The 12,106-nt window shown below is 50.6% G+C and carries 14 protein-coding genes; 3 read left to right on the plus strand and 11 right to left on the minus strand.

Annotated elements, in window-relative coordinates:
* The first annotated feature begins 30 nt into the window (after nt 1-30).
* On the plus strand, nt 31-1,179 hold the full coding sequence (locus PAEVO_RS16480) for a THUMP domain-containing class I SAM-dependent RNA methyltransferase (RefSeq protein ID WP_100538509.1): 1,149 nt from the start codon (nt 31-33) through the stop codon (nt 1,177-1,179).
* 170 nt (nt 1,180-1,349) lie between these two features.
* Nucleotides 1,350-3,335: an LTA synthase family protein gene (locus tag PAEVO_RS16485; protein WP_100538510.1), complete on the plus strand. Its 1,986-nt coding sequence runs from the start codon at nt 1,350-1,352 to the stop codon at nt 3,333-3,335.
* Between the two features lie 194 nt (nt 3,336-3,529).
* On the opposite strand, the gene PAEVO_RS16490 is transcribed toward PAEVO_RS16485, so the two are convergent.
* The 9 genes from PAEVO_RS16490 to racE form a co-directional block, all read right to left on the minus strand.
* Nucleotides 3,530-4,990 carry a serine hydrolase domain-containing protein gene (locus tag PAEVO_RS16490; RefSeq protein ID WP_100538511.1) on the minus strand — a complete coding sequence of 487 codons (1,461 nt, stop codon included), beginning with the start codon at nt 4,988-4,990 and terminating at the stop codon, nt 3,530-3,532.
* Nucleotides 4,987-5,538 (minus strand): hypothetical protein, encoded by a 552-nt coding sequence (locus PAEVO_RS16495; protein WP_100538512.1) that lies wholly within the window; start codon nt 5,536-5,538, stop codon nt 4,987-4,989. Before PAEVO_RS16495 ends, PAEVO_RS16490 begins: the two co-directional genes overlap by 4 nt.
* Nucleotides 5,535-5,900, minus strand: coding sequence for a PadR family transcriptional regulator (locus PAEVO_RS16500; protein ID WP_100538513.1), 366 nt, complete (start codon nt 5,898-5,900; stop codon nt 5,535-5,537). Before PAEVO_RS16500 ends, PAEVO_RS16495 begins: the two co-directional genes overlap by 4 nt.
* Before the next feature lie 120 nt (nt 5,901-6,020).
* The gene (locus tag PAEVO_RS16505) at nt 6,021-6,287 is read right to left on the minus strand and encodes a hypothetical protein (RefSeq protein WP_100538514.1); all 267 of its coding nucleotides are present in this window, start codon (nt 6,285-6,287) and stop codon (nt 6,021-6,023) included.
* A 135-nt stretch (nt 6,288-6,422) separates the two neighbouring features.
* A complete protein-coding gene (locus tag PAEVO_RS16510) occupies nt 6,423-6,644 on the minus strand; it encodes a YuzB family protein (RefSeq protein ID WP_100538515.1) in 222 nt (73 codons plus the stop codon).
* A 30-nt stretch (nt 6,645-6,674) separates the two neighbouring features.
* Complete coding sequence (locus PAEVO_RS16515) at nt 6,675-6,977, minus strand: heme biosynthesis protein HemY (RefSeq protein WP_100538516.1); 303 nt, start codon at nt 6,975-6,977, stop codon at nt 6,675-6,677.
* 103 nt (nt 6,978-7,080) lie between these two features.
* Complete coding sequence (locus tag PAEVO_RS16520) at nt 7,081-7,356, minus strand: hypothetical protein (RefSeq protein WP_100538517.1); 276 nt, start codon at nt 7,354-7,356, stop codon at nt 7,081-7,083.
* 202 nt (nt 7,357-7,558) lie between these two features.
* Nucleotides 7,559-8,761, minus strand: a complete 1,203-nt coding sequence (locus PAEVO_RS16525; protein ID WP_100539484.1) for a M14 family metallopeptidase — start codon at nt 8,759-8,761, stop codon at nt 7,559-7,561.
* Nucleotides 8,762-8,993: 232 nt separating this feature from the next.
* Entirely contained in the window at nt 8,994-9,800 is an 807-nt protein-coding gene (gene racE / locus PAEVO_RS16530; RefSeq protein WP_100538518.1) for a glutamate racemase, read from the minus strand.
* Between the two features lie 260 nt (nt 9,801-10,060).
* Between racE and PAEVO_RS16535 the strand changes: the two genes are divergently transcribed.
* A complete protein-coding gene (locus tag PAEVO_RS16535; RefSeq protein ID WP_100539485.1) occupies nt 10,061-11,128 on the plus strand; it encodes a nitric oxide synthase oxygenase in 1,068 nt (355 codons plus the stop codon).
* A 112-nt stretch (nt 11,129-11,240) separates the two neighbouring features.
* Here PAEVO_RS16535 and PAEVO_RS16540 read toward each other — a convergent pair whose 3' ends face one another.
* Both PAEVO_RS16540 and PAEVO_RS16545 read right to left on the minus strand, forming a co-directional pair.
* Nucleotides 11,241-11,618 (minus strand): YtxH domain-containing protein, encoded by a 378-nt coding sequence (locus PAEVO_RS16540; RefSeq protein WP_100538519.1) that lies wholly within the window; start codon nt 11,616-11,618, stop codon nt 11,241-11,243.
* Between the two features lie 15 nt (nt 11,619-11,633).
* Nucleotides 11,634-12,086 (minus strand): DUF948 domain-containing protein, encoded by a 453-nt coding sequence (locus PAEVO_RS16545; RefSeq protein ID WP_100538520.1) that lies wholly within the window; start codon nt 12,084-12,086, stop codon nt 11,634-11,636.
* Between the last annotated feature and the right edge of the window lie 20 nt (nt 12,087-12,106).

Genomic DNA, 12,106 nt, shown 5'->3' on the forward strand with positions numbered 1-12,106 from the left:
TACACATGTTAAATGGAGTTGACATCGTTAATGCCTCGATTAAAATTGATCGCGACGGCCCCGATGGGGCTGGAAGCCGTCGTTGCCCGCGAGTTGAAAGAGCTCGGGTACACCGACATGGAAGTAGAAAATGGCAGAGTTACCTTTTCGGGTGACCTGATTGATATTTGCCGCTGCAATCTGTGGCTCCGGACGTCGGACCGTATTCTCGTCAAGATGGGTGAGTTTAAAGCCTTTACCTTCGACGAGCTCTTTGAAGGAACAAAAGCTCTTCCATGGGAGGAGTGGATTCCGGCGGATGGCGAGTTCCCTGTGGAAGGGCGTTCCCATAAATCGCAGCTTAGCAGCGTTCCCGCCTGTCAGGGCATCGTGAAAAAAGCAATCGTGGAGAAGCTGAAGCTCTCGCACCGTACGGAATGGTTCCCCGAGGACGGCCCCCGTTATGTAGTCGAGGTTTCTCTCTTGAAGGATAGAGCCATACTGACCCTGGATACCACAGGACCAGCCCTTCATAAACGCGGCTATCGCAAGCTGGTTACGGAAGCTCCGCTGAAGGAAACCATGGCTTCCGCTCTGCTGCAAATAAGCCGCTGGGGCGCCCATCGTCCGCTGTATGACCCGTGCTGCGGTTCAGGCACCATTCTGATCGAAGCCGCGATGATGGCCTGGAATATTGCTCCCGGCCTGCGCCGCTCGTTCCCATCCGAGCATTGGGATATTATTGGGGACAACCTCTGGGAGGATGCGCGCGAGGAAGCTTTTGACGCAGTGAAGGACGATATTCCGCTGCATATCGCCGGAAGCGATATCGACCCGAAAGCGATCGAAGTAGCCAAAGCCGCCGCCAAAAGCGCGGGACTTGCCGGCGAAATCGACTTTAAGGTCCTCCCTGCAGCCAAAGCCATACCTGAAGGTGAATATGGTTGTATCATCACCAATCCACCCTATGGCGAACGGTTAAGCGAGAAAGAGGAGGTTGAACGTCTCATTCGCCAGCTCGGATCCGTAACGCATTCACTCCCGACCTGGTCCTTCTTCGCACTCAGTCCGACCAAGCAATTTGAGCATTATTTCGGCCGCAAGGCGGACAAGCGCCGCAAGCTGTTCAATGGCCGGATCGAATGCCAGTATTATCAATACCTGGGCCCCTTGCCGCCGCGTAACAAATCGGTGGAATAACGAAATGACGCTTCTTGCAAACGCCGCCCTTGGGCGGCTTTTTTGCTGCATCGTCGTTTGATTTCATGCCGGGCCAAGCTATAATTAGAAAAGTGTCTATCGACGTTCTTGCATAGAGGACTGACCGCGTTTCGAGAATGTTTTAGTTTGAGATAAAGGAGGATACCCACGTGCTCTCATCCCCATCATGGAGCGATATCCGAAGCCGGGTCTCCAAAGGGCTGCATTACCGGTACACCGCATATTTATTATTCCTTATCCTCATGATGTACAAGCTGGTCATGCTTGATCATCATCTCCATATTACCAACATGAAGCTGGATCAGGCCGATTATGTGATCGCTGTCGGCTCACTCCTGCTGATATCCTTCTGGACCTTGTGGCTTCCGGCAAGAGGCCGGCTTGCGGCTTTAACTTTATTAAATCTCTTATGGACGGGGATCCTGTACGCCGATTTGATTTATTACCGCTACTTCGATGATTTCATAACCGTGCCGGTGCTTATGCAGGCCGGACAAGTTGGTTCCCTCGGGGATAGCATTCGTTCCCTGGTTCATGCGTACGATCTGTTCTTTTTTATCGATTGGCTTATTGTTGTCCCATTTACCGCCGTCATGGTGTTCCGCAAACGGAGATCCACCCTTGGAACCTATACACTCCCGGGGGAATACCGCCAGCATCGGCAGAGCCGGATCATTCGCCGGTTGGTAACAGGCACGCTTGTGTTCATCCTGGGCATGGTCATGACTTTCGTTCCTATCAAGAAAGCATCCAATACATGGGCCGTTGGCCTCTTTGAAGGCAATTGGTGGAATATTACGCTGTATAATGTGACGGGACTGATCGGCTTTCACGGATATGATATCTACCGTTATGGACGAGATCATCTCGTGGGGCAGCCCAAGCTGGCGGAAGAGGAAATCAATCAGATCAAGGCATGGTTTGATGCCAAACGTATGGAGCCGTCCGGTGCGGACGCCTTGTTCGGAAAGTATAAAGGCAGCAATGTCATCATGATTCAGACGGAGGCCTTTATGAATTTTGTCATCGGCCAGTCGATCGGCGGGCAGGAAATCACCCCTAACTTCAACCGGTTGATGCAGGACAGTATGTATTTCAGCCATTTCTATCATCAAACCGGTCAAGGGCGAACGTCCGATGCGGATTTTGTCACCCACAGCTCCCTGCTTCCGCTGCCCACAGGTTCCGTATTTACGCGATATGCTGATCGCGAGTACGATACGCTTCCGGAGATTCTGAAAGAACAGGGTTATGGCGCAAACGTGTTCCATGCCTATGACAGCAGCTTCTGGAACCGGACCACGATGTACCGGGAGATGAATTACGACCGTTTTTACAGCAAGAAGGATTTTGAAATGAACGATGTAGAGGGATGGTCATTGAGCGACAAAGCGTTCTTCGCGCAATCGCTGGATGCAATGGAAGGCATCAAGCAGCCCTTCTATTCCTTCCTGATTACGTTAACGAGTCATCATCCGTATTATGTCCCCAAGGATGGTGTGAAGCTGGATACTGGGGCTTTTGAAGGCTCGATATTCGGGAACTATCTACAGTCGATCCACTATGTTGATGAAGCATTCGGCCAGTTCGTCGAGCAGATGAAACAGCAAGGACTGTGGGATAACACCATATTGATCATCTATGGGGATCACGACAATTCGATCAAGGAAAAAGCCGACTATGAGAAATTCCTGGGACGAGAGCTGAATGCGCTCGACATGGAGCAAATCATGAACCAGGTTCCCCTGCTCATCCGCCTGCCTGATGGAGGGCATGCCGGAGTATATCCGGAAGCCTCCGGCATGATGAACGTGACCCCAAGTATTCTTCATCTTCTCGGCGTTCCGAAAGAACCGTATTACTGGATCGGAAGCCATCTGTTTCATGACAATCCGCGTCTGATTCCGCTGCGCAGCGGCGCATTCTCCGATGAGAAGGTGTTTTACCTGCCCACCGAGACGGCCGGACTTGAAGGGGGAACCTGCTACGATCTCGCTGCACGTCAGCCGACCGATATCCAGGCCTGTCGTGACGGTTATGATGAGACACAGGAGATACTGCGGATTTCCGATCAAGTGATCACGTATGACCTGCTGAAGTTATTTAAATCGCAGGGCGAAGCGAATGCCCGATAACCGGGCTTAGCGATAGAAAATTTCAAATCTTATTTTAGCCTCTGATCGCTGTTGAGTGAGGCTGCTTTAAACCAAACCAACCAAGCTGATCTTATCCATCAGCCTGGTTGGTTTTTTGGCTAGGCAGTAATCGAAAACGCACGCCAAGCTGCATTTATGAAAGGATCATCAGTTTCCTGATTGCATTTCTTATATCAAGTCCGGCGGGTAACCGACTCAAGCTGTTTTCTCCGGTTGACAAGCGTTCCGTACATCAGCACAAGCCCCATCCATGCCAGGATAGCTACAATCCCTAGCGTCATATAGGCAATGTCAGGTGCAAAGAGCCGTATTGAATTCCAAGGGGAGCTTGTCAGACGCATGAAGAGCGGAATGATGCCAACTGACATCGCAAAGAAAACCAAACTCAGCGGAAGCGTGAGATATAACTTCAAGTTGCGTTTCTTCATTCTTAGCAGCAACCATATCAGAATAGCGAGCAGGATGATCAAAGTTCCCGCCAATCCCCAAATCACCGGATGGACTCCAGCGGAAGGCGGTTTTGGGTCTTGTCCATCTAATATCCCCCTCAAATCCTTGGAGACCTGAAACAATCTGGCTTCCTCCAAAATGTGATCCTTGTTGGTTAATATAACGGCCCCTACGCCCCGCTCAGGGATGAAGAAGATTTCCGCCCGTGCCTCCGGCGTTGATCCGGAGTGCCATATCAGGGTCTCGCCTTGGTCCGTCTCGCTTATTCTCCAGCCAAAACCATAGGCACGATCCGGTCGATGCTGAACTAAAGGTGACAAGAACAGCTCCTTATATTCGCGACTCAGCAGCATGTCGTTATCTTCGAGCAAAAATTGGAGATACCGCGTCATATCCTCGATACTCGCCGTGATATAACCATAAGAAGCACCGCTATTGTCATAGGGAACGCTGCTCACTCGCGGATAGCCGAACCACGATTGATACCCTTGTTCAAATCCGGTTCGAACCGCTCGCTCCTCATCGGCTGCAGCCGTACTCATGCCCAGCGGGCCAAACACATGCTGCTCCATATAATCGGCATAGGTTTGACCCGAGACCTCCTCCAGAACTGCACCCAGGATCATATAATTAGCGTTACTGTATTGATGTTGTTCTCCTGGTGTCCTGCTAAGCATCGCGTTCGAGAGATTGCGCACATTCTCTTTCAGGCCAGAAGCATCCTTCGCACCCACATCGGAATACTCCAAGCCCGTATATGTACTATATCCGCTCGTCTGAGCCAGTAATTGCCTTATCGTTATCGATGACACCTCAGAAGACGCTTCAGCCGCAAACCATGGCAGATAGGCTCCAATGGACTTATCCAAATCCACCTTGCCCGACTCCACAAGTTGGACAATCCCTAACGCCGTCATGGATTTGGAGATGGATCCTAGTAAAAATGGAGTTTTGGAGCTGACTGTACTGCCTTCTGCTGTAACGCCATAACTATTCGTAAACACCATGTCCCCATCCTGTAGGATGGCAACGGAAAGGCCCGGAATTTGATATTCTTCCATCGCCGCCTTCATGTAAATGTCAACCTTATCAGCCATGACTTCTTCCGCTTTAACTACATTCCCCCATGTCGGAAGCACGAATGCCAGAACGGTTAGAACGACATGCGTCCACTTCTTTCTCATAACACGCTTTCTCCTTCTGTAAACAGGGAACGTCTATATTTTCTTTTACCGAAGACGTAGACCAGAATCGTAACGAGTGCCGAAATCGAAAGGCTGAATACGATCAACATCATATTCCACCACATCTGATCGGATATCCGGTACAACAGATTGAAGCTTGTTATCTCATACCCCTTCACCCATGCCGTCGTTAATGAGAAGGAAAACAACAGCTGACATATGATATAAACCACCGTATAGACCAGTGGATATTTCAGAAAGCCCCATACGCTCAACCGCCCGCTACGCGGTCCCGGTTCTTTAGGAACAGACTCGAGATCCCTGGCGTCTTGTACTCTAACCAAACCTTGCACCTCTGCATAATCCCTGACATACATATTGGGAGAGCCCAGATCTTCAAGACCATACTCCCCATGCTCCCGGCTTGCCTCCAAATGTTCCTGAATCTGTTCCTCAACTTCATCCATCTGGCTTGACGTAATATCGTACCGTTTCAACTCACGGCGAACGTTCGCAATAAATTGCTCTTCTTCATAGGACAAACTCATGATCTCTGGCTCTCCTGTTCCACGCCATCGGCCATTCGCTGCACATTCGATGAAAGCAATGATTGAATATCCTGCTGCAGCTCCTGCCACTCCTGGATTTTCTTATCCAGAAACAAATCTCCGCTAGGCGTTATTTCGTAGTACACTCTGGCTTTGCCGCTCTCGCTAAGCTCCCTCGTATCCGTCACCCATCCCTGATCTTTTAGCTTGGACAGGATTGGATAGATGCTTCCTACTCCCTTCAATTTCAGTCGGTGCTTCTCCAGCTCCTTCATGATCTCGTAACCATAACTTTTGCCATGGCTCAGAATGGCCAATACGCACATTTCCAAATGCCCTTTAATTAAACTTGTTCTATCCATGACAACAATTTAACAAAAATATATATCGGAATCAAGTATATAATTCAAATGCGTATAAAAACGACAAAAAGTCCGCTCATTAGCTCGAAAGCTATTGAACGGACTGCACAGGATCATAAACTACTTTTTAGCTGAACGAAGCTTGGACAGACGTTCCTTCTCTTCGCCTAACAACTCTTCGGCCAATTCCACCGCGTTTTCGTTCCCCTTCTCAATCACCTGGGAAACCGCTTGCTCCGTGTGGGATAACGAATTCTCCGCTTGCTGAATCAGCTGTTCCGTCGGGTGGGACATTGCCGAGGATACGGCACGGTGCAGCTTCTCAACGGAATCTAGCGCGCTGTTGCTGGGATTGTTGGAATGAAGACTGGAATCGTGACTGTTCATGACGGATGCTCCCTTCTAAAGTTATTGTTCCTGTTGCCCTCTTAGCATGGATGGCGGAGCCAGGAACTATACCCGTAGAATGGGAATACCACGAAACTTTGATGAAGGTGTGTCAAACAGCCTGCTGTTTGTTTGTTATTTCACAAACGGCAGCGCTTTTGCCAGCACTTCATCCTCGGTAGGCGCGCTGACATAGCGGCCATTGATATAAATAAATGCGCGTTTGCCGCAAGGACCGCAATAGGATTTACAGCCGATCTTAATGTCGGCATCCGGTACCATTTTCTTAATTTTCGGGATCATTGTCTTCAACTTCGTATGTCTGCACTTCTCGCAGACGCGAATATCATTAGCCATTGTACATTACCTTCTTTATTCTGAAGTAACCTAGTGGTCGCCGTGATTGCCCTGGGACGGATTCGTAATCACAAAGCCTTCCTCAGGAAAATAAAGATAGTCGATTTTGACGCCGTCCAGGAAAGGTTGTCCCGCCTCCAAAATGACATCGATTTCTTTATCTGTGGTTACGATGACATCATTTTCCTTCGGCGTATCCAGATCCAGACCGTAGTGGGCATGATCTCCATGCGCATGGGTAACCAGCACGCGAAGTTTCTTGTCCTTGTTCTCTTCCTTGTCCAGCTCTCGCTTTAACACCTTGGCGGCATTTCGTGTAATTTTACATTTCACGTATATTCATCTCCTCACGGATGTTTCATTCAATATGTTATTGTAGACCCCTGCCGGCTTTTTCGCAAGGGTCCTGTCTGTATTGTTACAGCCCGAAGCCCATTTACCGTACGCGCTTGGCGGTGCCTTGATCCTCACCGTGCAGGCCCGGATATTTCCGTTCGACGCGGGATACGAACCAGTTCATCAGCAGCATCGTAACTCCGATATCATCAATCGGCAGCAATGGCATAAAGTCCGGCAGCACCCAGTACAGCACAACCGGAACCAGGAATAACAGCTTGTCCCCGAGTGTAACCCGGGAAGAGGTTAAATAACCGAATATCCGCTGGAATACGTGCGTCCAGCGCCGAAGCGACCATAATCTTCTCCACTTCATGTTGTTCCCTCCATTCCACGCAGCATGTCTATATCATTACCCAAATAGCAAATCTCTAAGAAATCCCGGCATAAACCATATTCCGTCCGGGCCGCAAGCGGTAAAAGGGCGAAAAGAGGCCACTGCCTTGTGATCCATGAAAGCAGCGGCCGAATTCTTCTATATTGTATACGTTAAATAGACCTTTTCGTTTCAAAATATCCTATTCCAAAGACATAAACGCAGCTAGAATGGATCCCACCTCGACGCACAGATCCTCGAAATCCTCAAGCGGCAGCGGATTCATCCCATAACCAATCTCCACGGTAAAGCCCGGCCTCCGGTATTGCTGAATGAACCAATCCTTGTATCCCGCATCGCTGCCTTGCAGCTTCACCGGCCTGTAACCGCCGGCCTGACCTAATCTTCTGGCCATGTCCTCACTTTCCGGAGGTTCGTAGTCCCTGTAATTCCAATAGATCTCCCTGCCTTGGCTGTGAAGGGAAATGGCCCGTTCCGGAGATATCGATAATGTATGCTGATATACGGCTTCGGCTTCCGGCTCGCTAAGCGGCTTAGTCCCCGCATAATCCTGCGGGGAGGGGCGGACTTTCCCCCTACGCGCGACTTCCTCATGCCAATGTGCAGGGAACTGGTCACCCAAATCCACGCCGTTCATATTCGCCTTCCAGCGCCGAAAATCCTCGCGTCCGCCATTCCAATCGAGCAGTCGTTCATAATATGGATGAGAAGGAGTGACTCCTTCCTGTACGAGCTCTACCCCATCCGGGTTTGCCATCGGCACAACCCATAACGTATAGTTCCGGTACCAGGCATCCGGCTCCTGAAAATAAACCGGCGACCCTTGCGATAATGCCCTGCCGTATTCCTCCATGAAACGCATCAGACAAGGGGTTGTGATCCATTCATTGGCATGCAGTGCTGCATTAATGTGAAGGTTCTTAGGGCCTTTACCGATTTTGGCCGCATATAGTGGTTTGCCGAGCACACTTCGGCCGATGACACTCCACTCGATAACAGGGTAGCGCAGCTGCATCTCTTGTATATCGCGTTCCAGATCCCCCGGTCCGTATTCGCCGGTTAATCGTATCATGCGCTTATGCGTGGTACCCGGCAGAACGATCGTTTTTCCCTGTGGCAGATGATGAGCCGATAACCCGGGATTCAGTTCTTCCAAGGCTTCCTTCCGAAACCGGAACGTATTGGCAATGCTATCAAAGGTATCATGTTCCTGAATGACATACCTTCGGCGCAACGATGCAGGAAGATAGAGCATTTGCCCCTGCTGGAGATACGGCTGCTGCGCCGCCCATGGATTCGCCGTAATCAGCTGTTCATACGCCAGACTATATCTGGCAGCCACGCGTCTCAGCGTGTCGCCTTTCTGTACGACATATTGCTGCATAATGGATTCCTTTCCGCGGCAGAGCCGCTTCAATTAGCGTCCATTCCATGTATATGAGCGGCCGGTTGTCCAACATGTATGATGCAAAAGATCGAAAAAGGGGCGTGAGTCCCGCTCTTTTTCTAATCCTGGCACCGGAAATTAATAAAGGCAGGACAAGGTCTTATTCCTTGTCCTGCCTGCGTTTCCTGCTCTTATTCATTCAGATTAGCTCTTAGGTATGAACTGTGAATTATAGCTTCGTAATTTGCCAGACAACAGGTGTCCGCTTGATATGCTCTCCGAGCCATTCGGTCGCAATGCTCTGAAAAATGACCGGATCCCCTGTACAGAAAAATTGATGCACCGGACTCTCCATGCTGCTCGCGAGCTGGCCTTTATCGTACAGAATCGTGCTGACCTCGCGAGCCGTCTCATCGGCGGAGCTGATCAGTTTCACGGACGGCCCCATGACGGTTTGGATCGTATTCCTCAGGAACGGATAGTGAGTACAGCCCAGGATCAGACAATCAATGGAGGTATCCTTGATGCCTCTCAAGGATTCTTGCACCACCTGCAGGGCATCCTCGGATCGGAACAATCCGTGTTCGACGAGCGGTACCAGTTCGGGACAGGCTTGACTTTCCACCTCGATGTAGGGCGAGAGCTGTTTCAGAGCCGCTGTATATGCTCCGCTGCCAATGGTTCCGACTGTACCGATTACGCCGACGTTACCGGTCTTCGTTGCACTTATGGCGGCACGCGCCCCTGGGTGAATGACACCGATGACCGGTACAGGCACTTTGGACGAAATATAATCAAGCGCCGCCGCCGTAGCCGTATTACAGGCGATCACAATCATTTTAGGATCATACTGAATTAAATAATCTACAATTTGCTCCGTAAATAAACGGACTTCTTCCGGCGTACGGGGTCCGTAGGGTGCGCGGGCTGTATCTCCGAAGTAAATAATTTTCTCTCTCGGGAGCTGTCTCATCACTTCTTTAGCGACAGTCAGCCCGCCGACACCCGAGTCTAGTATTGCGATTGCTTGCTGCACGAACCCACCGCTTCCTTCTTGTCAAATTCATGGTTTACTGTGATACCATATGTCATTTCGGATCGAAATGTACCTTAAATCTTACCCCAATTCCCCCCTATCTTCAACAAGGGCGCCGCTGCAAAGAGAGTTGGTTATTTGTTCAAGCAATTGTAGGACTCTTGCGCCAGTCGGTGACCATAGGTAGTTTATACTATAGTAAGCGCGCGTATAGTAAAGGAGAATTCTACGTGAATGACAACATACATCATACCGACCTTATGGAAGCTGCGAAGCAGTATATCCAGCTTTGTTATGCAGAATTAAACCGTTCTCCGGAAGAAACCGAGGCCCGGCTCAGGGACATCCGCTCACAGATCAAGCTGACAGGTACATATAAGCATACGCTCGAGGAACTGACGCACGGGGCCAAAATGGCTTGGCGAAACAGCAACCGCTGTATCGGCAGACTGTTTTGGGATCGCCTAAAAGTATTCGATGCCAGGCACTTAACGGAGACCGCTGACATTTTCTCAGCACTTCTCCACCATATCGAGAGTGCCACCAATGGCGGAAAAATCATGCCAACGATTACGATTTTCAGGGCCGCACATCCAGGGGAGGCCCCACTTATGATCAAAAACCACCAATTGATTCGGTATGCGGGTTACGAAACGCCGGATGGGACGATTGGCGACCCGGCTTCCCTATCCTTCACGAAGGAATGCATGGAGCTGGGGTGGCGGGGAGACTTGACCGACTATGATGTGCTGCCGCTGGTTGTGCAGCAGGGGAATGAGCCGCCGGAGTGGTTTCCGATACCTGAAGCCTACGTGCTGGAGGTCCCCTTGGAGCATCCCGAACTTCCAGCTCTTAAAGAGGAAGGGATAAAATGGTATGGGGTGCCTTTCATCTCGGACATGCTGCTTGAAATCGGCGGCATTATATACACGGCCGCACCGTTCAACGGCTGGTATATGGGAACCGAAATCGGAGCCCGTAACCTAGCAGACGAAGGGCGCTACAACAAGCTTCCGCTTATTGCCAAGCTGATGGGTCAAGATACTTCCAGCGTGACGACCTTATGGAGGGATCGCGCCTTGGTTGAACTCAATGCTGCCGTGCTCTATTCCTTCAAGAAAGCAGGCGTCAGCATCGTAGACCATCATTCAGCAGCAGCCCAATTCGGTTTGTTTGAACAGCGCGAACAGCAAGCCGGGCGGGAGCTCACAGGGGATTGGAGCTGGCTGATTCCTCCGGTCTCGCCGGCTACAACACATATTTTCCACACCTCTTATCATAACGACATCCGTTCGCCGAATTTCCATTACCGGAGCAAAGGGCAGTAATCGGGACTTTATTTCGAATCATTTATACACAGCAAAGCCGGGGCTCTGTGCCGCCCCGGCTTTCATGTATTTTGGCGTAATCCTTATCCTCGTAAATGATGTGCTGAAGCGATTATTTGATCCTGGATTCATCGTTGATCTTCACTTCAGTAACAGTGGCTGCATAATCCTCTTCTTCAAAATCCTCGTCAAACGAGGAGACCTGCGCAATTTCCTCTTCCGCCAGCCAGCTTTCTTGCCGGTTGCGCCAGGACTGAATGTCGGAGATCACGTTCTCCGCCCGATCTGTCATGATGCCGATCAGGTTAACCCCCTGCTCTCCTACCTTCTCCGCTGCCTCCTGCACCTTGGTGCCGATGCCGCGGGCGCCGTCGGCAATGTCATTCCGAAGCTCTTTGCCGGATTTTGGAGCCAGAAGAAGTGCGGTAACAGAACCTGCAACACTGCCGATCAATACTCCCCAGAGGAGTCCTTTGCTCTTCTCTTTCATATTCCATCTCTCCTTCTATTTGGCTTGCCCTTCGCCGGACTTGGAGGTGTACTTGTTCCATGAATGCCAAAGCGTCATTCCGGCATCAACCCACCGGAACATCTCCCCGATCTGCCGTTCATTATCGAGGCGAGCACGTTCCAGATGCTCAATGGCGGTTATGGAAGCTTTTTTCCCTACAGCATGAACCGCATCGGCCGTCTTGGCTACCGCTGACGCAACATCGGACATGGAAGCGGCAAATGCTTCACCGGCCGCCAGCTGTCGCTGAATCATCTCTAACGAGACGGATGCCTGCTCCAGCACTTGCGAGGCTTCCTGCGTCAATCGGGTACTGTCTTCCTCAAGGCGGCCCAGCATGGTCTCGGCCCGCCCGATCAGCTTTTTAACCGACAGCATCATGATCACCGCCGCAACCGCGATCAGAACGATGCCGATGGCAGCGGCCAGCGCACTCCATTCTGTCATGGGGAACTCCTCCTTTCGTC

This window comes from Paenibacillus sp. GM2FR, assembly GCF_002803325.1.
GTDB lineage: Bacteria > Bacillota > Bacilli > Paenibacillales > Paenibacillaceae > Paenibacillus_AQ > Paenibacillus_AQ lautus.

Coding starts and splice junctions, on each gene's coding strand:
- PAEVO_RS16500 (WP_100538513.1), bottom strand. CDS start 5,900: ATGGATAGAACAAGTTTAATTAAAGGGCATTTGGAAATGTGCGTATTG.
- PAEVO_RS16520 (WP_100538517.1), bottom strand. CDS start 7,356: ATGAAGTGGAGAAGATTATGGTCGCTTCGGCGCTGGACGCACGTATTC.
- PAEVO_RS16480 (WP_100538509.1), top strand. CDS start 31: ATGCCTCGATTAAAATTGATCGCGACGGCCCCGATGGGGCTGGAAGCC.
- PAEVO_RS16525 (WP_100539484.1), bottom strand. CDS start 8,761: ATGCAGCAATATGTCGTACAGAAAGGCGACACGCTGAGACGCGTGGCT.
- PAEVO_RS16510 (WP_100538515.1), bottom strand. CDS start 6,644: ATGGCTAATGATATTCGCGTCTGCGAGAAGTGCAGACATACGAAGTTG.
- PAEVO_RS16495 (WP_100538512.1), bottom strand. CDS start 5,538: ATGAGTTTGTCCTATGAAGAAGAGCAATTTATTGCGAACGTTCGCCGT.
- PAEVO_RS16505 (WP_100538514.1), bottom strand. CDS start 6,287: ATGAACAGTCACGATTCCAGTCTTCATTCCAACAATCCCAGCAACAGC.
- PAEVO_RS16540 (WP_100538519.1), bottom strand. CDS start 11,618: ATGAAAGAGAAGAGCAAAGGACTCCTCTGGGGAGTATTGATCGGCAGT.
- PAEVO_RS16535 (WP_100539485.1), top strand. CDS start 10,061: ATGGAAGCTGCGAAGCAGTATATCCAGCTTTGTTATGCAGAATTAAAC.
- PAEVO_RS16545 (WP_100538520.1), bottom strand. CDS start 12,086: ATGACAGAATGGAGTGCGCTGGCCGCTGCCATCGGCATCGTTCTGATC.
- PAEVO_RS16490 (WP_100538511.1), bottom strand. CDS start 4,990: ATGAGAAAGAAGTGGACGCATGTCGTTCTAACCGTTCTGGCATTCGTG.